We start from the raw sequence: 19,540 nt of genomic DNA on the forward strand, positions 1-19,540 counted from the left end.
CCGCGCCTGTCTCCACTGCCGTCTCCGTCTCCGTCTCCGTCTCCGTCTCCGTCTCCGTCTCCGTCTCCGTCTCCGTCTCCGTCTCCGTCTCCGTCTCCGTCTCCATCTCCGTCCGCGGGCGCGGGCGCGGAACGGCGGGCGCGGCCGGGGTCGCCAGGGCGGCCAGGGCCGCCGGGTCGGCCTGGCGGGTCGGCAGTTCGGTGACCAGGACCAGGCCCGGCGGGAGCAGCACCAGCAGCGGGTGGTCGAAGGCGGCGGCCGCGCCGGGGCCGGTCAGGGCGTCCCGCCAGAGCGCCGCGGCGGGGCGCGGGCGGGCCGTGGTCGGCACCAGGACGCCGCCGTCCCAGCCCAGGTAGCGGACGTCCGCGGCCCACGGCAGGTCCCCGGCGTCGCCGAGCACCACCAGCGCCTCCCCGTCCGCCGCCGCCCGCAGCACCGCCCCGGCGCCCGTCCGCTGCCGGGCCGCCTCGGCCAGCGCCGGAACGGCCGGGCCCAGCGCGACCACCGCGACGGGCGCCAGCGGCGGCTCGCACCGCTCCCAGCCCAGCGCGACGGCGGGCGCACCGGCGGTCCCGGCAGCGGTCCCGGCAGCGGTCACGGCCGGACCGCCTCGACCAGCCGGGTCCGGACGGCCGCCAGCTCCTCCGGCAGGTCGGCGGGCTCGAAGGAGGCGTCGATCTCCCGCAGGGTCGCCTCCAGGCGCAGCCGCAGATCGGCGGTGGCGCTGCCGGCAGTGGCGCCGCTCTCGGGGTCCGCCGCCGCGGCCTCGGCGAGCAGTCCGGCGCCGACCCGGGCCAGCCGGGCGGCCCGGGCCCGCGGTCCGCGCGACAACTCCTCGGCGGCGTAGACGAGTCCGGCGTTGGCGGCGTCGCCGACCAGGTCGGCGAGGGTGTTCCGGGCCAGTGCCTGGGCGTCGGCGGTCGGCGCGATCAGCGGCAGCACCCACAGGTCGCGGGAGGCGGCCGAGGTGCGTCCGTCGAGCGTCGCGGCGGCCGCGACCAGCCGCTGCGAGCGGACCACCCGCCGGTCGCTGAGCGGGATGCCGGCCGCGCGCAGCCGCCGTACCGCAGTGGCGAGTTCGGGGGTGACGCGGTCGAGCGCGCAGTGGCGGGCGGCGGCCGCCAGCCGGTCGAGGGCCCCGACCAGGCCGGGGCCCTCGGGGAGCGCGGGCGCGGGGCGGCGGCCGGCCTCCAGCAGGTCCTCCAGCCGGTCGTCCGGGACGGGCTCGACGAACAGCCGGGCCAGGAAGCGGTCCGCGAAGGCCTCCAGCGCCGGGTCCTCCGGCAGGCCGTTGGCCGCACCGACGCAGACCCGCAGCGGGCTGGCCAGCACCGTCGCGCCGCGCCGGAACACCCGCTCGTTCAGCAGGCCGAGCAGGGTGTTCAGCACGGCGGTGGAACCGAGGAACACCTCGTCCAGGAAGGCGATCTCCGCCTCCGGCAGCATGCCCCCGGTCTCGTACTCGACCCGGCCCTCGCGCAGCCGCGCCAGGTCGACCGAGCCGAACAGCTCGTTCGGCTCGGTGAACCGGCCCAACAGGTACTCGAAGTACCGGCCGCCCAACTGCCCCGCGACCCGCCGCACCACCTCGGACTTGGCGGTGCCGGGCGCCCCGACCACCAGCAGGTGCTCACCGGCGACCGCGCACAGCGCGACCACCTCGGCCAGCACCTCCCGATCCACCGTCCCGGCCCCGGCGACGGCCACCGCCTCGCCGACCCGCTTCGCATCCGCCGTCAGGCCCGCGTCCCAGAAGTCGTTCACGACCGGGCAGCCTACGGGCAAGAACGCCGGCCACACCATCCGAATAAACGATCACCCCACCGCCCCCGGGCGGGACTGCCGCACGACGCCTCCGGGCCGGTCTTAGGAGGGCGCGCCGCGCCGGATCGACCAGTGCTCCAGCAGGGGTGCCAGGTAGTCGACGTGGGGGCCGTCGATCCCGGCCAGGTCCGCGGGGGAGGCGGGCAGGGCGAGTTCCGCCAGTTCGGCGGCGCGGCCCCGGGCGGCCTCGGCGGCCAGCAGGGTGGCGAACCGGGCGAGGACGTCCTGTTCGGGCAGCGGCGGCGCGAGGTAGTGCAGGCCGACGTTGCCGTGTTCGCCGACGGTGACCGCCAGCCGGACGAGTCCGGCCGGGTCCGTGTCGACGCCGACCTCCTCGGACAGCTCCTTCGCGGCCTGCCGCCGCAACTCGCCCTCGTCGAGGGCCCGGTGCCGGGCCGGGGGCTCGACATTGCCGCCCGGCAGCTGCCAGCGGCCCGGCGCGGCGGTCGACGCGGACATCCGCCCGACGACGATCCGGCCGCCCTCCACCGGCAGCACCACGGACACGAACACCGAGGACACCACCGGGGCGCCCGGCACCCGCCGCAGCGCGAGCCGCCGGTAGCTGGTCCGGGCCCAGGACAGGCGCAGCGCGGACCCGTCCGGCTCCGGCTCCAGGGCCGTGCACACCGCGGCCGGGCCGTCGAACAGCGAGGGCTGCGCCGCCACCGCCCGCGCCCAGGCCCGCTCCATGCCCTCCTCGTGCTCGGCGGACAGCACCGGAACGGGCGTCTCGACGAGCCGGAGGTCCGCGGCGTCGAGGACCCGCACGGGCCGGACGCCGGCGGGCACGTCGGCGGGCATGTCGGCGGGGGCCGGGGGAGGGGTGACGGGGGAGTTCTTCAACGGGGGTGTCCCTTTCGGAGTCCTGGGGTGGCCGGGTCCATCCTGACGGCCCGTCGGCGCGGGGGCGGGGTCGCCCGTGCGGGTGAGAGCGCGTGCCCCGGGCCGATGGCCGAAAAGTGATCAACAGCGCCGGGGCGGGTGCCGGGGCGGGCCCGGCGGGTGGGGCCGGAAACCCGAGCGTGGGCGGGGTGGTGACGGGGGCGGGAGAGGGCGGCCGTCCGGGGCGGCTGGCCGGAACGCTGTCGTCCGCCTGATAAACCTCCCGGTCCTGGGGATCACCGTATCGAGGTAACCGCCCCCCGCCTTCCGGGCGAACGGCATGCACGGCGCAATACGGTTCCACCCGGGCCGACCGCGCCGGTCACGAGCGCCGGCGCCCCCGTCCGTTCGACCTCCCCGTTTTTTCACGCATGCCTTCCCGCACCCCTTCTCCGCCCCCTTCCCCGCACCCGTCCTGCCAGAAGGAGCCACGGATGCCCGACCCCGGGCTTTCCTCGCCGCCCCCTGCTCCGGCCGCCGCACCGTCCGTCCTCCCGCCGCCGCTGCCCGGTCCGCCCCCGCTGCCGTTCCTCTCCGTGGGGGTCGAGGTGCCGGCGCCCGCCGAAGCACCGGTCCCCGCCGCCGAGTTGGAGCGCATCCTGCGCGGCCCCAGCGGTCTCGGGACGTCCGGCCTCTGGTCGGTCCACACTCCGGAGCCGACCACCGCTCCGGAGCCGCCCGCCGCCGCCCCGGAAGCACCCGCCGCTCAGGCCGCCGCTCCGTCCCCGGCCGCCGCTCAGGCCGCCGTGCCGGAGCCCGCCGCCGCGCCGGTGCTGCCCGCCGCTCCGGTGCTGCCCGGCGTGCCGACGCTGGCGGGGCTGCTGGAGGCGGTCGCGCCGCTGGACCTGGCGGAGGGCACTCCCGTCCCCGGCCTCTACTTCCACCCGATCGCCGAGCCCGACCCGGTCCGGGTGGCCGAGGTCAGCCGCCGGATCAAGGACTGGGCGGTGGACGAGGTCGACCTCTTCCCGGACGAGTGGGAGGGCGAGTTCGACGGCTTCTCGGTCGGCCGGTACATGGTGGCCTGCCATCCGGACGCGCCGACGGTCGACCACCTGATGCTCGCCACCCGCCTGATGGTCGCCGAGAACGCCGTCGACGACTGCTACTGCGAGGACCACGGCGGCTCCCCGGTCGGCCTCGGCAGCCGGCTGCTGCTCGCCCACACCGCGCTCGACCCGCTGCACACCACGCCGGAGTACGAGCCGGCCTGGCTGGCGTCGCTGGGCTCGGACGCGCCCCGCCGGGCCTACCGGTCCGCGATGGGCCACTTCACCGCGATGTCCACCCCGTCGCAGGCCGACCGGTACCGGCACGACATGGCGCGGCTGCACCTGGGCTACCTGGCGGAGGCGGCCTGGGCCGAGACCGACCACGTGCCGGAGGTGTGGGAGTACCTGGCGATGCGCCAGTTCAACAACTTCCGCCCCTGCCCGACCATCACCGACACGGTCGGCGGCTACGAGCTGCCCGCGGACCTGCACGCGCTGCCCGCCACCCAGCGGGTGATCGCGCTGGCGGGCAACGCCACCACCCTGGTCAACGACCTGTACTCCTACACCAAGGAGCTGGACAGCCCCGGCCGCCACCTCAACCTGCCGGTGGTGATCGCCGAACAGGAGGGCCTCTCCGCCAAGGAGGGCTACCTGAAGGCGGTCGAGGTCCACAACGAACTCATGCACGCTTACGAGGCGGAGTCCGCCGCCCTCGCCCTCGCCTGCCCCGCGCCGACCATGCTGCGCTTCCTGCGCGGCGTCGCGGCCTGGGTCGACGGCAACCACTACTGGCACCGGACCAACACCTACCGTTACCGGCTGCCCGATTTCTGGTGAGCCGGGGCACCTGTCAACTGCCCGACCAGCCCCGACTATTGGCTACGAAAAGGATTGCACTTCTGTGACCAGCACCGAGTTCAGCACCACCGCCGGCACCTCCGCGTTCGTCCCGTCGCCCGCGACCCCCTACCAGGGAGACATCGCCCGTTACTGGAACAACGAGGCCAGGCCGGTGAACCTGCGCCTCGGCGACGTCGACGGGCTCTACCACCACCACTACGGCATCGGCGACGTCGACCACGCGGCGCTCGGCGACCCGGCCGACGCCGAGTACGAGAAGAAGCTGGTCGCCGAACTGCACCGGCTGGAGTCGGCCCAGGCCGAGGTCCTGCTCGACCACCTCGGCGCGATCGGCAGCGGCGACACCCTGATGGACGCCGGCTGCGGCCGCGGCGGCTCGATGGTGATGGCCCACCAGCGCTTCGGCTGCAAGGTGGAGGGCGTCACGCTCTCCTCCACCCAGGCCGAGTTCGGCAACCAGCGGGTCGAGGAGCTGGGCATCGCCGACCACGTGCACTCCCGGGTCTGCAACATGCTCGACACCCCGTTCCAGAACGGCCAGATGTCCGGCTCCTGGAACAACGAGTCCAGCATGTACGTCGACCTGCACGACCTGTTCGCCGAGCACTCCCGGGTACTGAAGGTCGGCGGCCGCTACGTCACCATCACCGGCTGCTGGAACCCGCGCTACGGCCAGCCCTCCAAGTGGGTCTCGCAGATCAACGCCCACTTCGAGTGCAACATCCACTCCCGCCGCGAGTACCTGCGCGCGATGGCCGACAACCGCCTCGTCCCGCAGGCGATCATCGACCTGACCCCCGACACCCTCCCGTACTGGGAGCTGCGGGCCACCTCCTCGCTGGTCACCGGCATCGAGGAGGCCTTCATCGAGTCCTACAAGGACGGCTCCTTCCAGTACGTCCTGATCGCCGCCGACCGGGTCTGACCCGGCCGCCCCGGCCCCGGGTGACGGGCCGTCACCCCACCGGTCCCCGGTGCCGTGCCCGGCACCGGGGACCGGCCGTTCCCGCCACCGGCCGGTCGGGGGCTCCGGGCGGTTCACCCCGCAGTGCTCACGGGGCGGCGATGGGCACCAGGAAGAACGCGCGCCCGTCGGGGCCCACGATGCGCAGCGGCGTGTCGGGCAGCGACTCGAAGACGGCGTCCACCACCGCCTCCGGGTCCGTGGCCCGGGTCAGCGGCTCCCGCAGGGCGCCCCGGACCGCCAGGCGGGTCTCCGGCGAAGGGGCCGGCGCCGCGTCGTTGTCCCGCGCCTCGGCGATGCACTCCAGCAGCTGATCGTCGGTCAGGTCCGGACCCAGGCCGCGGCGCAGCGCGATCGCGGCGGCACCGGTCGCCAGCGCCGCCCGCGAGTGCGCACGGCAGACCTCACCGGGCGTTCCCACGGGCTGGAAGGAAACGGCCGTGCCGATATTGGTCTTCACAGCAAGCCTCCAAAGTGAGCGGAAAGGACACGGAAGTCGGGGGCGAAAAGCGGGTGAATCAGGTGCTGCACCCCTCTTGGCCAGCACATACATTGTCTCGCCCGGCACTGACATCCGGCCGGTCCCACAGCCTGGCGCCGACCCGGACACGCTTGACGCGCCGGTCGGCCAAGCAGTGCATCACCTTCTACGGCTACCTCATGGGCCGTATTGCCCATGGCACGATGTGAAGCATGGGTCCATCGGGGCGGGTCAGCGGCGAGGTGTCGGTCGAGAACAGCCAGTTCGGTCTCTGGGAGGACGACCCTTTCGATGAAGGGGGCGGTTATTGGACGGCTCTGGAGATCGCGGACCCTCCGTCCTTCGCCACCGTCGACGAGGGCCGTGTCAAAGTGCGGAGCCAGTACAAGGACCATTACGCCTCAGTCACCCTGGAGTACGGTCAGGACGCTCTCGCAACGGCGCACGGTTGGGAAATGATCGGCGCGTACCGGTACGTCACTCGGGGCGCCGCGGTGGAGCTGTGGTCGCTTTTCTCGGGTCCGGCCGGTGTTGAGCTCGAACTCGGCGAGCCGCAGTCGGTCTTGTGGCTGCAGATCTTCCGCAGGAGGCCGGAGGGGGCTCTCCCCGCTGAGGAGATTCCGCTCGGTGTGCCGGAAGATCTTGAAGAATACTGGTTCCACTTCTCGCCCTGCCGGTGACCAACCGCCCTGCGGGGTGGCCGGGGCCTTGAATTTGTCGTCGTGGAGAACCCGCTGAGAACGGGAATTCGTCGCACTCCTCGCAAGGGGGCGCACGCCCTGCCCACGGCACTGCGGTGGCCCGCATACGCCCGGGCGGCCAACGGGTTGGCTCCGGAGCAGCGGCGAGACGGCGTGGAGCCCCGCTGGGCGTTCCCCGGGACAGCCTTGGGTGAATTGCCGGACTTCACCGGAGGCGTGCTTCCCGGGTCGGTGAATGCCTGCTTGAGGTGCTGGGCAACTCCCTTGACGCGTACGGCGCCCATGCTCATGGTCATCGTGGGAGCCGGCTCGCCGAATACGACGCCCTGCTTGGGCGGCGGGGAGGAAGCCGAGTCGAACCGGACCGTGCTGAACCCTCCGGAGCGCCACAGGACGGGACAGGTGCCGGCAGTTCGGCGCCGATCCGCCGGGGCTTGTCGGGCAGCAGGGCGGTACGGCCCGGCAGTGGCAGGCCGCCACCGCCCGTCCCCGCACCTGCGCCCACGTCGGCCGCCTGCGCGAGCGCCACGCCAACCCGACGCCCGCCCCGCCCGCTGCCGCGCGTGAGCTGTTCGCATATCCCTTTCGCCCGCGCGGTCGGGTCCGACATGATCGCGGTCATGGAATCGCACCCTTCTGCCTACGAAGCGCGCTACGGCTGGTACCGCCGATCCGTCCTGGGGGCGTTCTTCAGCCTGTTTCCCACCGCCGTCGTCGCTCTGCAGGCGCCGGTGTGGTGCGCCGTCCTGGCCGCGGTCTTCACCGGTGGCATCGGTTTCGTCACGACGGTGGTGGTGGCCGGCAGCCGTCGCGTCGCCGTGCGGGTCGACGACCGCGGAGTGGTGCTGGGGCGGGTGCCGCTGCCCACCGGTTCCCGGACCCAGACCGTTGCCTGGGAGGACATCGAGCTGATCCGCGTGCACCACCTGCGCATGGGGAACAGCACCAAGTCGAGGGGGCAGTACCTCAGCCTCCAGCAGCGCAGCGGCGCCCCCTCCCTCCACGGCCACCCGGACTTCCTCCGTCCGGCGAAGGTGGCGGCCCTGCTCCCGCCGGCGAGCAAGCGGCTGTCCTGGTGCGAGCTGGACCCCGCCCGTCTCCGGGCGGCGGTCACGGCCTTCGCCCCCGAGGTCCGACTCGTCGTCGAGGACTGACGCGCATCTCGTCGCGTTGATCCGGAAAGGAGGCGGAGGCCCCGCCCGGTGTCCGGGTCGCCCGTCCCCTCCCCGGGGCGGCGTCCGTCGGGCCGAGGCCACTGCTGGAGGGCGGCGGGCTCCTGGTCGGATTGGGCGGGGGCGGGGGCGGGGGCGGGGGCGGGGGCGGCGAGACGCCGAACGTCGGCCGACCACCGAGTCCATCGGTCGGAGCGACGGATCGCCGCACCGCGCGGTTGCAGTGCCGGCGGGGTGTGCGACGAACCGCCACGGCTGAAGCCGGCTTCCCGAACTCGGTTCAGGGGCGGAGGAGTCGGTCGAGGTCGAAGGCCGCCGTCACCGGGGCGTGGTCGGACCAGCGTTCGGCGTGGGTGGCGGCGCGTTCGACCCGGGCCTCCAGGCTGTGGGCGGCCAGGCCGGGGGTGGCCATGTGGTAGTCGATCCGCCAGCCGGAGTCGTTGTCGAAGGCGCGGCCGCGGTAGGACCACCAGGAGTAGGGGCCCTCCTGGTCGGGGTGGTGCTTGCGCAGGACGTCGACGTAGCCGTGCTCGTCCAGGACGCGGGAGAGCCAGGCGCGTTCCTCGGGGAGGAAGCCGGCCTTCTTCTGGTTGGCCTTCCAGTTCCGCAGGTCGGCCTCGCGGTGCGCGATGTTCCAGTCGCCGCAGACCAGCACCTCGCGGCCGCCGGCGGCGGCCCGGGCCTTCAGCTCCCCGAGGTGGACCAGGAACTCCGCCATGAAGCGTTCCTTCTCGTCCTGCCGCTCGGTGCCGACCTCCCCGGAGGGCAGGTAGAGGGAGGCGACCGTGAGCCCCGGCAGGTCCAGTTCGGCGTAGCGGCCGGAGGTGTCGAACTCGGTGGAGCCGAAGCCGATCCGGGTCGCCTCCGGCGCCCGGCGGGAGAGCACCGCGACCCCGGCCCGGCCCTTCGCCGCGGCCGGCGCCCACACGGCGTGCCACCCGTCCAGGCGGGCGATCACCTCGGCGAACTGCTCCTGCTCGGCCCGCACCTCCTGGAGGCAGACCACCTCCGACCCGGTGGCGTCCATCCACTCCAGGAAGCCCTTCTTGGCGGCCGCCCGGATCCCGTTGACGTTGACTGTCGTGATGGCTGTCGCGTTGCTCTGCACCCGGCGAGCCTACCGGGCGGGCCCCGGCCGGCACCGGCGAACCACCTCCGGCGGCCCCGGTGGCGCGCCATACCGGGTCGCCGGGCGATCCGCAAGGAAACCCCACCATTGGTCTTGACCATCTCCCGAGCCACGCCCTACTGTCACTTACTGCAAAGACCTTTAATAAAGAAGGACGGATAAAGCCCGCCCTCCCCACCAGCCCGAACGGCAGGAGGAGGACGGCCCGTCGTCCTTCAGGGCGGAGGACACGGTGGGGCAAGGAACGCTCACGGCGACGCCGGAGCCGAAGTACTGGCACCTGCGCACGGTGCTGCTGCGCACCATGGACGCCGAGTTCTCCACCGGCCAGGTGCTGCCCAACGAGCGCGACCTCGCGGCCCGCTTCGGCGTCGCCCGGGCGACGCTCCGGCAGGCGCTGGACCAGCTGGAGCTGGAGGGCCGCCTGGTCCGCCGCCGCGGCATCGGCACGCTGGTCGCCGCGCCGCGGGTCGGCGTCCCCGTCACCGACCGGGAGGCCGGCCGCCCCGGCGCCACCCGCGGCCAGGACTGGAAGGTCGTCGACTGCGTCACCGGCCCCGCCCCCGCCGCGCTGGCCCGCACGCTCGGCCTGGCCGAGGGCGAGCAGGTGCACACGGTGCGCCGCCTGCGGGTCGTCCAGGGCGTGACGGTCGCCGCCGAGTCGCTGCACGTGCCGTCCGCCGCGCTGCCGCACCTCGCCGTCGTGGTCGACGAGAACGACCGCGCCCGCGGCGTGCTGCGCCAGCTCGACCGGCTCGGCATCGACGGCGAGTCCCGCTCGGTGGAGCTGGGCGTCGCCGAGGCCGGCGAGGCCGCCCTGCTGGAGCGCCCCCCGGGCACCCCGGTGCTGGTCGTCACCACCCAGTACGCCTCGGCGGGCCGGCTGGCGGCCGTCGCGGTCTCCACCTACCGCGCCGACACCTGCAAGCTGACGTTCGGCGAGTCCGGCATCGTCCAGGTCGCCGCCGTCCCCGCCACCGCGGCCGCCGCCGTCTCCTGACGCGCCGCGCCCGACGCCCCGAGCCCGACGCGCCACCCGACGCCCCCCGACAGCCCCGGCAGGCAGCAGCCCCCGCCGGGGCTGTCGGCCGTCCCCGCTACGCTCCCGCTCACCGGCACGGCAGCCTGCCGGGGTCCGGAGTACTGGCGATCAGTGAACAGGGGTGGCACGGCGATGAGTTCGACCGATCCGCAGGACCACGGCAGCGCGCTCGCCGAGCGGGCGATCGAGGCGGTCCGGGCCGACCCGTCCCGGCCGGTGCTGGCGTACAACCGGTTCGCCGGGCCGTGGGTCGAGGACGGGCCGGGCCCGCGCACGATCGAGGCGTTCCCCAGCGGCCACCCGCTGCCGCCGAGCCTGCGCACCTGGCTGGCGTACGACAGCGGCATGCTGGAGCGCCACGGCTGGTTCGACGCGGACGGCGCGCTCGCGCCGCGCACCTTCGCGCAGATCGCCGAGGACGAGTTCGGCGACATGTGGGGCTCCTGTTTCGCCCCGTTCTCCGACCGGTTCGGCGAGTGCTTCCTGCTGCCCGGCGGCTCCGACTCCCGCCGCATCCTCTCGGTCGGCCCGCACGGCGAGCGCGACGAACTCGGCGAGTACCCGGTGTTCGCGCTCGACGTCGACGACCTGCCGTGCGCGGTCCTGATGTACCCGGGCTTCGACGTGTACCTCGCCGACACCGCCGGCGTCCTGGTCCGCGCCGGGGACAACGGGGACGGTGAGGACGCCGAGGACGCCGAACTGGCCGAGGGGTACGACTCGTTGAAGGCCGACGTCCGGTACGCGCACCGGATGCGGACGCACGCCCGGGACCGCTTCGGGGGCGAGTACGACCTGGTCTGCCTGCCGGACGGGCAGTAGCCGCGCAGGAGCCGGCAGGCTCAGCGGGCGGTCGGCGGGTCGACGGCGAACAGCTGCTCCTCGACGTGGTCCAGGGCGACCCGCAGCGCGCCCATCGCCACCACCTCGGAGCCGAGCGCGGCCAATGCCACCTCGGGCGCGCGCAGCGTGTAGCGGGCCAACTGCTCGCGCAGCGGCCCCAGGACGCCGTCCAGGCCGGCCGCCCAGCCGCCGACCACCACCAGCTCCGGGTCGAGGGCCAGCACCAGTGCGGTGACGTCGTGCACCAGCCGGCCCAGGAAGCGGTCCCGCGCGTCCCGGGCGACCTCGTCGCCCTCCCGGGCCAGCCGCAGCACCCGGGCCACCGCGGCCTCGTCCAGCGGGTCGAGCGGCTTGCCGGTGGTGGACAACAGCCGCTCCGGGGTGGCCTGTTGGCCCAGCAGGTGGAGCGCGCCGATCTCGCCGGCCGCGCCGCCGTGGCCGCGGTGCAGCCGCCCGCCGATCAGCGAGCCCGCGCCCGGGCTGAGCCCGGCCATCACGAAGACCACGTCGCCCTTGCCGACCGCCGAGCCCTTCCAGTGCTCGGCGATCGCGGCCAGGTTGGCGTCGTTCTCGATCACCACCGGGCAGCGGAAGGAGCGCCGCAGCCGGGCCCCGAGGTCGAGCCCGGTCCAACCGGGCATCGCGGTGCCGAGCCGGACGGTGCCCTCGCGGTCGACCACGCCGGGCGTGCCGACCGCGACCTCCCACAGGCTGTCGCGGGACACCCCCGCCTTGCGCAGCACCTCGGCGACCGTGGTGCGGACCAGGGTGAGCCGCTCCTCGGCCTCCATCGCCTCGTCGACGGACTTGGCGTGGCCGGCGAGGATCTGCCCGGCCAGGTCGGCGAGGACGACCCGCAGGTCGTGCACGCCGATCTCGATGCCCAGCACGTGCCCGGCCTCGGCCCGGAAGCGGAACCAGCGGGCCGGGCGGCCGCGTTGCCGCCCCGACTCCTGGACGTGCTCGACCTCGGCCACCAGCCCCGATTCCAGCAGCCCCTCGATCACTCCTTCGACGGTGGGCCGGGACAGGCCGGTGTCGCCGACGAGTTGGGTGAGCGTGACGGCCGCTCCGTCGCGCAGGGACCGCAGGGTGACCGCCGCGTTGATCCGCCGCAGCAGTGAGGAGTCCCCTCCGGTGAGCCGGTCCGTCAAGTCGCTGCCCTTCCGCTTCGCGCGACTGCCCTGGCGCGCGGTGCCGTGGACGCGGGCGTGCGCCGACCGGTGTGGGACGGTCGGAACGCGCCAGCGAGGAGCCCTCGCCCGCAGGCCGGCACGACCGTGTGCCCGGACCGGGGCGTCTGCCCGGATCGTACTCGGGCGACCTGCGCGGGGCGAGCGTTTCCGCAGCTCATAACGGCTTCGGTATCGAAACGGTACGTCCTGCGTGATGGCCCGGTGACGGTGCGGGGCGGCAGGCCGGGTCCGGGCGCGGTCGGCACGGTCGGCAGGTGCGGGTCGGCACGGTCGGCAGGTCGGGTCCGGCCCGGTCGGCCACGTCGTGTCCGGCGCGGTGTTCCGGTGGCCATAGGCTTCCGCCATGGGGAACGACGCCGCCACCATCGAAGCCGCCGCTGCCGCCGAGGGGCCCGCCGCCGCCGACACCGCGTTCGTCCGCGCGCACACCGAGCCCGGGCCGGTGCCGTTCGTGCCCGAGGTGCGGCTGCGGATGGCCGAGGACGCGATCGCGCTGTGGGAGCTGACCGAGCGGGCCCGCGGCGCGGAGGGGCTGGCGCCGCCGTTCTGGGCCTTCCCCTGGGCGGGTGGCGTGGCGGTCGCCCGCTACGTCCTCGACCACCCCGAACTCGTCGCCGGACTGCGGGTGTTGGACTTGGCGGCGGGCTCCGGCCTGGTCGGCGTCGCGGCGGCGCTGCGCGGCGCGGCCGAGGTGCGGGCCGCCGAGATCGACGCGTACGCGGTGGCCTCGATCGCCGTCAACGCGGAGCTGAACGGCGTCGCCGTGCACGCCGAACTCGCCGACGTGCTGGACGGCGACGGCGCGCCCTGCGAGGTCGTCCTCGCGGGCGACGTGTTCTACGAACGGGCGATGGCCGCCCGCTTCCTGCCCTTCCTGGAGCGGGCCGCCGCCCGGGGCGCGACCGTGGTGGTCGGCGACCCCGGCCGGGCCTACCTGCCGCGCGGCCGCTTCACCGCGCTCGCCGAGTACGCCGTCCCGGTCGCCGCCGACCTGGAGGACACCGCCGTCAAGACCACCACGGTCTGGTCGCTGCGCCCCTGACGGCTCTGCGGCCCGGTGGGGGAGCGACGTCGCGTCAGAAGCCGATCGGCGTGCGGACGCAGCTGGACGACGGCGTGGGCGTGGGCGAACCGCCGCCCGCCGTCGCGGTGCCGCCCGCCGGGCCGGTCGCCGTGCCGGTCGCGGGGCCGCACGGGTTGGGCGGGACGCCCGGGCCGACCAGGGAGATCCACCGGACGCGGTACGGGTCCTGGCCGTACCAGCCGTGGAAGTACACCGTCACGGAGGTGGTGTCGGGGCCGGTCGTCACGGTGGTGGACAGGTCGTTCCAGTCCGCGCCGCTCGACCAGGTGGCGACCTCCCCGGTCCCGGTGCCCGTCCCGCGGACCCCGACGAACGCGAACGGCCCGCGCACCGTCGCCCGCAGCGTGTACGTCGAGTTCGGCAGCACCGCCGCCCGCTGCGTGCACCCCGCGGTGTCCTCGTCCGTGGGCCGCCCCTCCATCCAGTGCTCGTGCGGCACGTTGGCGGGCCAGGCGTGCTGGCAGTCCCAGATCCACGGCACCGAGTCGAAGACGCCGTTCACCAGCAGCTCGACGTTCTGCGGCCCGGCGGCGGCGCTCCCGCCGAGGCCGAGCGTGGCCGTCGCGGCCAGCGCGAGCGCGCCGAGGCCGAGCGCGAGCGGGGAGGCGTCGCCGACGTGCCGGCGCGATCCGTTCAGGGGTGCACGCATGCCATCTCCGGTGTGGGGGAGTACCGATGGTCAGCGGTGCGGGGGAGTGGCCCACAGCGTGCCGTTCCGGTCCCGCCGCGTCAAGGGGCGACCGTCGGGCGCGGGTTGACGTCCGGTCACGCGGCCGCTGTCCCCCGTACGGGGGACCGGGATCAGCACCGCGCCGGAGGCCGCGCCCCGGGGACGGCGGACAGGCTGGCGCCATGGAGCCCACGAACCTCGAACCGGCCGCCGCCCCGATCGCCGCCGCCCCGATCGCCGCCGTGCCGACCGCCGCCCCGGCCGCCGCCCCGGCCGCCGCCCCGATCGCCGCCGCCGCGCCCGCCGCCGCGCCCGGCGCCGCCCCGGCCGCCGGACATCCTCGCCGGGAGCGTCTGCGCCGCCGCCTCGGCCTCGCCGCCGTCATCGCCTGCCTGCCCTACCTCGGCCTCAAACTGCTCTGGGTCTGCGGGGTGGACGTCGGGGTGGTCGACCGGAGCCGGCTGGGCGTCGGCGCCTGGGCGGTGGCCAACCTGCTGACCTTCCTGATGGACGCGACGGCCGCCCTGATCGCCCGTCAACTGGCCCGGCCCGGCGGGCCCCGGATGCGCGGCCCGTTCCTGGCCCTGCCGATGTGGGTGGCCTCCGGCCTGCTCGCCCCGATCATGATCGCCGTCCCGCTGCAGACCCTGGCCGGGCTGTTCCGGGGGCAGGGCCTGCTCGGGAAGCCCGACGGGTTCCTCGAACCCTGGGTCTTCGGCCTGGTGTACGGCGGTTTCCTCGTCGAGGGCGTGGCGCTGCTGGGCGCGTTCGCGCTGTACGCGCACGACCGGCTCGGGCCGGTCCTGGACGCGCCGGTCCGGGCCTTCGCCCGGCGGGTGCCGGGCGGCGTCCGGACCGCCGTCGCGGTCGCGGCCGGGCTGCTGGCCGTGACCGCCGCCGTGCGGATCGCCTGGGCGTCCGGCGCGGAGTTCGGCCTGAGCGCCGTACAGGTCGCGGGCGCGAACCGCTCCTCCCTGCGGCTCGTCGAGGCCGTCCAGGGCGTGCTGGCGCTGGCCGCCGCCGGGGGCCTCGCCGTCCTGGCCCGCGGCCGCGCCGGAACCCGGGTCCGGGTTCCCCTGGTCGCGGCCTGGGTGGGCAGCGCCACCGCCTTCGGCTGGGGCGGCTTCATCGGCGGCCTCGGCGCGTTCCCCACCGGCCGGCTACCCACCGCGATCGCCACCGCCGTCTGCCTCGCGGAGGCGGCCGCCGGATTCCTCGTCGTCGGGGCCGGTCTGGCGGCGCTCGGCGGCCGGGCCTCGGCACCGGCTGACGGGCTCGACGGGCTCGACGGGCTCGACGGGGAGTAGTCCCCGGCGCGCGGACGGGTGGCGGTACCTTGTCCCGCGTGAACGAGGACATACCTGCCCCGCCCCCGACCGTGTACCCGTTCGTCCCGCGCAAGGTGCTGAGGTTGCTGCTGGCTTCGCTGGGCTTCGTCGCGGTCGGCACGGCGTTCCTGTTCTCCGGCAGCGCCCTCGTGGTGCTGGTCGGCGTCCTGTCGGTGTCGTTCTTCGGCCTCACCGCCGTCCTGTACGCGGGCAAGCTGCTGCGCCGCCGCCCGGAACTGGTGCTGGACACCGCCGGGTTGGAGCACGACCGGCTCGGACGGATCGCCTGGGAGGAGATCGCCGTCGTCCGGGTCCGGCAGCTCGGGTCCGGCCAGAGCATGCTGGAGCTGGTGCTGCACGACCCCGCGGCCTACCTCGCCCGCGCGCCCAGGACGACCCGGATCACCGCCCCGCTCAACCGCGGCCTCGGCTTCGCCCCGACGAACATCGCCGCCAACACCCTCCCCGTCGACCTGGACCGGCTCGTCGAGGTGATGGTTCGCCACCACCCGCGGCTCCAGCACCGACCGTGACGGGGCGCCCTTGACCGGGGGCCGCCGCCGGGCTGCCCGACGTCATCGCGCGGGCGAGCGGATGCCGACGCCGGCCGCGACCCGCACGCGGCGGCCGACCCGATCCGCGCGGCGTGGCGGGCGAGGGGCCGATGCTGCGTCGAGGTGCCGGCCGACACGCGGCCAACCGCGGCCGGACCCACCCGGCGGGCGGTGACCGGCCGGGCGACGGCCTGCTCGACCTGACGTTCGCCCTGCCGGGGACAGGGGCTGACGGACCGTCGGCGGCCGAAGTCATGGTCGCGCCGGTGGGAGCGGTGGGCGACCGACCCGGGCGCGGGAGCGCGGCCGGGTCGGTCGCTGCTCGCCCGCTCGCCCGCGCTTGTGTTCACCCGCACTGCCGGTCGAGCAGGTCCGTCGCGCAGCGCTCGGCGAGGTCCTCGGCGTGCGGCGGCAGCGGGCTGCCCGCGCGCAGGTGGCGGCGGACCACGGCCAGGGGGAGTTCGACGAGGGCCAGGACGGCCCGGTCGAGGTCCGCTTCGGTGGCGGCGCCCGCGCGGGCGGCGAGTTCCGTCACCGCGTCGAGGACCCGCCGGTTGCCGGTCTCGGCGCGCCGGGCGTACTCCGTCGACCACTCGTCCCGGCCGAAGGACTGCGGTCCGTGCAGCAGCACCGCCGCCTCCTGCGGGTGGGCGCGACTCCAGGCCACCACGTGCCGGGCCGCGGCGGCCCCGCCGCGCAGCGGGTCCGGGTCGGAGTGCAGCGCGGCGAGGTAGCCCTGCTGGAAGCGTTCGACCGTGCGCAGCCACAACTCGGCCATCAGCGCCAGCCGTTGGGGGAAGCGGTGGTAGAGCGACCCGTTGGGGACGCCCCCGGCCCTGGCGACGGCGGACATCGTCACGGCCGCCGGGCCCGCGGTGGCGGCGAGCCGTACGGCGGTGTCCAGCAGCAGTGCCTCGTCGTAACGGGGTGGTCGGGCCATGAATTGGAGAGTACGCTCCAGAACGTTCGGGAGCCAGCGCTCCACCACCCGGAGCCGCCCCGTCCGAGGTCCGGTCCGGAAGGCCCTCGTCCACCGGGGCCGACGGCGGCAGAACGGTTCCGTGCACGGCGGGTTCCCGGCTCACGCGGTGGACGGGGCCCGGACGTTCTGCGCGGTCGCGCGGGGCAGGGCGCTCACCGCAGGGAGGCGGGGTCGGGGTGGCGGGGGTCGGGGCGAGGGCGGCGAGGGTGGCGAGGGCTGCCCGGGGCCTGCGCGTGCTCGTCGACCGTCGCGCCGGGCTGCGCTGGATGCACCTGCTGCTCGGCGCGGCCCTGTTGACGCCCTTCCAGTTGCTGACGACCACCGCGGTCGGCGTCGTCGTCCCGCTCCCGGCGGGCTTCGCCCCGCTGCCGCAACTGCTCGCCTTCGCCCTGGCCGTCCCGCTGGCGGCCGCCGCCGGACTGCTGCCGGTCGCCCGCTCCCTGGAGGGCGCGATGGCCCGCACCCTGTGCGGCGCGACCGGCGAGGTGCCGGCCGCCCCGGCCGACACCTGGGCGGCCCGCCGCCGCACCTCGCTCTGGTTCACCCTGCACACGCTGCTCGGCACGGCCACCGGCGTGCTGTCGCTGACCCTGCCGCCCGCCGGGGTGCTGCTCCTGCTGTGGCCCCTGCTCGGGATCGGTGAAGCCCAACTGCCCCGGGGTGCAACGGTACTGGCGCATCCGTGGGTGCTGCCGCTGCTGGGCCCGGTCCTGCTGGCGCTGCCCGTGCTGTTCTCCGGCGCGGCGGGCCGGTGGCTCGCCCGGCTGGCCCCGCGCCTCCTCGGCCCGGCCTCCGCCGACCCGCCCGCCGATCCGCTCACCGACCCGCCCGCCGACCTCCCCGCCCGCCCGGTGGTCGAACACGCCCGCGTGGCAAGGGAGTTGCACGACTCGGTGGGCCACGCGCTGAGCGTGGTCGGCATCCAGGCCGCGGCGGCGGCACGGCAGTTGGGCACCGATCCCGGCTTCGCGGCCACGGCGCTGACCGCCATCGAGGAGGCCGCGCGCGAGGCGGCCGCCGAACTCGACCACGTCCTGGGCCTGTTGCGGGACGAGCAGGACCGGGCCGGGCCGCGCACGCTGGCCGACCTGCCCGCCCTGCTGGCGCGCACCCGGGCCGCCGGGGCCGTGGTGGACTGTGTGCAGGAGGAGACCTGGTCGGGCCTCGCGGCGCTCCCGGGAGCGGTGTCCCGGGAGGCGTACCGGATCGTGCAGGAGGGCCTCGGCAATGCGCTCAAGCACGCGGGCGGCGCGGGCGTCCTTCTGCAACTGTCCGTCCGGGAGGGTGGGGTGGAGATCGCCATGACGAACCCGCTGCGACCGCGCAGCACCGCGCCCGGGCTCGGGGGCCCCGATGGACCCGGGAGCCCCGATGGCCCCGGCGGCGGCCGCGGGCTGGCCGGGATACGCGAACGGGCGCGGTCGCTGCACGGCAGCTGCGAGGCCGGGCCCGACGAATCCGGCCGCCGCTGGCGGCTCGCCGTCCGCCTGCCGCTGCGGGGGCGGGCGTGAGCATCCGCGTCCTGATCGCCGACGACGAGCACCTGATCCGCACCGGCTTCCGCGCGATCCTCGGCTCCGAGCCCGACCTCGACGTCGTCGGCGAGGCCACCGACGGCCTCGAAGTGATCGAGCTGGCCCGGCAGTTGCGTCCCGACGTGGTGCTGATGGACGTGCGGATGCCGCGCCTCTCCGGCATCGACGCGACGGCGCACCTGGTGCGCACCGTGCCGGACGCCCCGCGCATCCTGGTGGTGACGACCTTCGAGAACGACGTGCACGTCCACGAGGCGCTGCGGGCCGGGGCGCAGGGCTTCCTGCCCAAGCGCTCGCGTGCCGAGACGCTGGTGCACGCGGTGCGCCTGGTGGCGGCCGGGGACGCGCTGCTCTTCCCCGCGGCCGTCCGCGAACTCGCGCTCCGGCACGCGCCGTTGGCCCCCGACCGGGCGCGGACCGACCGGCTGTCGGCACGGGAGCGCGAGGTGCTCCGGCTGATGGCGGCGGGACTGACCAACGCGGAGATCGCCGAGCGGATGCGGGTCGGCGCGGAGACCGTCAAGACCCACGTGGCCCGGATTCTCGGCAAGCTCGGGGTGCGCGGCCGCACCCAGGCGGTCGTCGCCGCCTACGAGAGCGGCTTCGTCACGGCCGGGGACCGCCGGACCGGCGGCGGCTGAACCGAGGACGGCTGAGTCGGGGACGGCTGAACCGGGGAAGGCCGGAGCAGGTACTCGCCGGCCAGTTGCACGGCCTGCGGCCTGGTGTGCCCGGGGTGGTCGGCGCCGATGAAGTGGCGGCCGATCGCCAGCGAGAACATCAGGACGCTGCGCGCCTCGACCTCGTCGGGGTCGGTGAGGAAGGCGCCGAACATCTTCCGCAGGAACGCCATCCGCCGGTTGTCGACGCGGCGCAGGCGCTCCGCCACCTCCGGGTCGTGGCGGGCCCAGGACCGCACCGCGAGGTCGATCGGGTGCGCGTCCGCCGAGTAGGTCAGCCGGCCGACCGTCCGGAGCGTCTCGGCGGGGTCGGTGCCCTCGGCCTCGGCCCGGGCGATGACCTCCGAGGTGCTCTGCTGCTCCCATGTGTCGAGCATCTCCGCCAGGAACGCGGGGCGGCCGTCGAAGTGCCCGTAGAAACCGCCCTTGGTGACGCCGAGCCGTCCGGCCAGCACCTCCACCCGGACGGCGTCGGGCCCTCCTTCGGCGAGGGCCTGCAGGCCCGCCTCGATCCAGCGCTCCCGGGTCGTGCGGGCGACGGCGGGCATCCGGACACCTCCTGCGGTCGGTTCGGTGGTTTCGGGCGCACCCATGTTATACGCTGCCGTACAGAT

The 19,540-nt window shown here is 75.2% G+C and carries 19 protein-coding genes and 2 pseudogenes; 11 read left to right on the forward strand and 10 right to left on the reverse strand.

The window, feature by feature from the left end; genetic code table 11:
• Positions 1–8: 8 nt before the first annotated feature.
• The 4 genes and pseudogenes from ACIQBJ_RS13850 to ACIQBJ_RS13865 form a co-directional block, all read right to left on the reverse strand.
• Positions 9–290 (reverse strand): annotated as a pseudogene (locus ACIQBJ_RS13850) (hypothetical protein); the annotation flags it as partial.
• Positions 227–598, reverse strand: a pseudogene (locus ACIQBJ_RS13855) (hypothetical protein); the annotation flags it as partial. The pseudogenes ACIQBJ_RS13850 and ACIQBJ_RS13855, both read right to left, overlap by 64 nt.
• Positions 595–1,764: an AAA family ATPase gene (locus tag ACIQBJ_RS13860; RefSeq protein ID WP_400708481.1), complete on the reverse strand. Its 1,170-nt coding sequence runs from the start codon at positions 1,762–1,764 to the stop codon at positions 595–597. The pseudogene ACIQBJ_RS13855 and the gene ACIQBJ_RS13860, both read right to left, overlap by 4 nt.
• Before the next feature lie 102 nt (positions 1,765–1,866).
• Complete coding sequence (locus ACIQBJ_RS13865; protein WP_400708483.1) at positions 1,867–2,670, reverse strand: NUDIX hydrolase; 804 nt, start codon at positions 2,668–2,670, stop codon at positions 1,867–1,869.
• Positions 2,671–3,143: 473 nt separating this feature from the next.
• Here ACIQBJ_RS13865 and ACIQBJ_RS13870 point away from each other — a divergent pair, with 473 nt between their 5' ends.
• Positions 3,144–4,541, forward strand: a complete 1,398-nt coding sequence (locus ACIQBJ_RS13870; protein ID WP_400708485.1) for a family 2 encapsulin nanocompartment cargo protein terpene cyclase — start codon at positions 3,144–3,146, stop codon at positions 4,539–4,541.
• A gap of 64 nt (positions 4,542–4,605) precedes the next feature.
• Positions 4,606–5,490 carry a geranyl diphosphate 2-C-methyltransferase gene (locus tag ACIQBJ_RS13875; RefSeq protein ID WP_400708487.1) on the forward strand — a complete coding sequence of 295 codons (885 nt, stop codon included), beginning with the start codon at positions 4,606–4,608 and terminating at the stop codon, positions 5,488–5,490.
• Between the two features lie 127 nt (positions 5,491–5,617).
• On the opposite strand, the gene ACIQBJ_RS13880 is transcribed toward ACIQBJ_RS13875, so the two are convergent.
• Positions 5,618–5,950: a hypothetical protein gene (locus ACIQBJ_RS13880; protein ID WP_400708489.1), complete on the reverse strand. Its 333-nt coding sequence runs from the start codon at positions 5,948–5,950 to the stop codon at positions 5,618–5,620.
• Between the two features lie 272 nt (positions 5,951–6,222).
• On the opposite strand from ACIQBJ_RS13880, the gene ACIQBJ_RS13885 reads away from it, so the two are divergent.
• Positions 6,223–6,690: a hypothetical protein gene (locus tag ACIQBJ_RS13885; protein ID WP_400708491.1), complete on the forward strand. Its 468-nt coding sequence runs from the start codon at positions 6,223–6,225 to the stop codon at positions 6,688–6,690.
• Positions 6,691–7,331: 641 nt separating this feature from the next.
• Complete coding sequence (locus ACIQBJ_RS13890) at positions 7,332–7,865, forward strand: hypothetical protein (RefSeq protein WP_400708493.1); 534 nt, start codon at positions 7,332–7,334, stop codon at positions 7,863–7,865.
• 298 nt (positions 7,866–8,163) lie between these two features.
• Here ACIQBJ_RS13890 and ACIQBJ_RS13895 read toward each other — a convergent pair whose 3' ends face one another.
• Positions 8,164–8,991, reverse strand: coding sequence for an exodeoxyribonuclease III (locus ACIQBJ_RS13895; RefSeq protein WP_400708495.1), 828 nt, complete (start codon positions 8,989–8,991; stop codon positions 8,164–8,166).
• A 253-nt stretch (positions 8,992–9,244) separates the two neighbouring features.
• On the opposite strand from ACIQBJ_RS13895, the gene ACIQBJ_RS13900 reads away from it, so the two are divergent.
• The gene (locus ACIQBJ_RS13900; RefSeq protein ID WP_400708497.1) at positions 9,245–10,012 is read left to right on the forward strand and encodes a GntR family transcriptional regulator; all 768 of its coding nucleotides are present in this window, start codon (positions 9,245–9,247) and stop codon (positions 10,010–10,012) included.
• Between the two features lie 174 nt (positions 10,013–10,186).
• A complete protein-coding gene (locus ACIQBJ_RS13905; protein WP_400708499.1) occupies positions 10,187–10,876 on the forward strand; it encodes a hypothetical protein in 690 nt (229 codons plus the stop codon).
• A 20-nt stretch (positions 10,877–10,896) separates the two neighbouring features.
• Here ACIQBJ_RS13905 and ACIQBJ_RS13910 read toward each other — a convergent pair whose 3' ends face one another.
• On the reverse strand, positions 10,897–12,051 hold the full coding sequence (locus ACIQBJ_RS13910; protein ID WP_400708501.1) for an ROK family protein: 1,155 nt from the start codon (positions 12,049–12,051) through the stop codon (positions 10,897–10,899).
• Between the two features lie 385 nt (positions 12,052–12,436).
• Between ACIQBJ_RS13910 and ACIQBJ_RS13915 the strand changes: the two genes are divergently transcribed.
• Entirely contained in the window at positions 12,437–13,135 is a 699-nt protein-coding gene (locus ACIQBJ_RS13915; RefSeq protein WP_400708503.1) for a class I SAM-dependent methyltransferase, read from the forward strand.
• Between the two features lie 34 nt (positions 13,136–13,169).
• Here ACIQBJ_RS13915 and ACIQBJ_RS13920 read toward each other — a convergent pair whose 3' ends face one another.
• Positions 13,170–13,826 (reverse strand): hypothetical protein, encoded by a 657-nt coding sequence (locus ACIQBJ_RS13920; protein ID WP_400708505.1) that lies wholly within the window; start codon positions 13,824–13,826, stop codon positions 13,170–13,172.
• 203 nt (positions 13,827–14,029) lie between these two features.
• Here ACIQBJ_RS13920 and ACIQBJ_RS13925 point away from each other — a divergent pair, with 203 nt between their 5' ends.
• A complete protein-coding gene (locus tag ACIQBJ_RS13925; protein WP_400708507.1) occupies positions 14,030–15,154 on the forward strand; it encodes a hypothetical protein in 1,125 nt (374 codons plus the stop codon).
• 38 nt (positions 15,155–15,192) lie between these two features.
• Positions 15,193–15,708, forward strand: coding sequence for an STM3941 family protein (locus ACIQBJ_RS13930; protein ID WP_400708509.1), 516 nt, complete (start codon positions 15,193–15,195; stop codon positions 15,706–15,708).
• Positions 15,709–16,075: 367 nt separating this feature from the next.
• Here ACIQBJ_RS13930 and ACIQBJ_RS13935 read toward each other — a convergent pair whose 3' ends face one another.
• Positions 16,076–16,669: a TetR/AcrR family transcriptional regulator gene (locus tag ACIQBJ_RS13935; protein ID WP_400708511.1), complete on the reverse strand. Its 594-nt coding sequence runs from the start codon at positions 16,667–16,669 to the stop codon at positions 16,076–16,078.
• 275 nt (positions 16,670–16,944) lie between these two features.
• Between ACIQBJ_RS13935 and ACIQBJ_RS13940 the strand changes: the two genes are divergently transcribed.
• Both ACIQBJ_RS13940 and ACIQBJ_RS13945 read left to right on the forward strand, forming a co-directional pair.
• Positions 16,945–18,222 (forward strand): sensor histidine kinase, encoded by a 1,278-nt coding sequence (locus tag ACIQBJ_RS13940; protein WP_400708513.1) that lies wholly within the window; start codon positions 16,945–16,947, stop codon positions 18,220–18,222.
• Positions 18,219–18,887, forward strand: coding sequence for a response regulator (locus ACIQBJ_RS13945; protein ID WP_400708515.1), 669 nt, complete (start codon positions 18,219–18,221; stop codon positions 18,885–18,887). Before ACIQBJ_RS13940 ends, ACIQBJ_RS13945 begins: the two co-directional genes overlap by 4 nt.
• Here the strand turns inward: ACIQBJ_RS13945 and ACIQBJ_RS13950 are convergent.
• Entirely contained in the window at positions 18,836–19,474 is a 639-nt protein-coding gene (locus ACIQBJ_RS13950; RefSeq protein ID WP_400708517.1) for a TetR/AcrR family transcriptional regulator, read from the reverse strand. The genes ACIQBJ_RS13945 and ACIQBJ_RS13950 overlap by 52 nt on opposite strands.
• Positions 19,475–19,540 lie beyond the last annotated feature (66 nt).

Source organism: Kitasatospora sp. NPDC088391, from assembly GCF_044753345.1.
In the GTDB taxonomy this organism is placed as follows: Bacteria; Actinomycetota; Actinomycetes; order Streptomycetales; family Streptomycetaceae; genus Kitasatospora.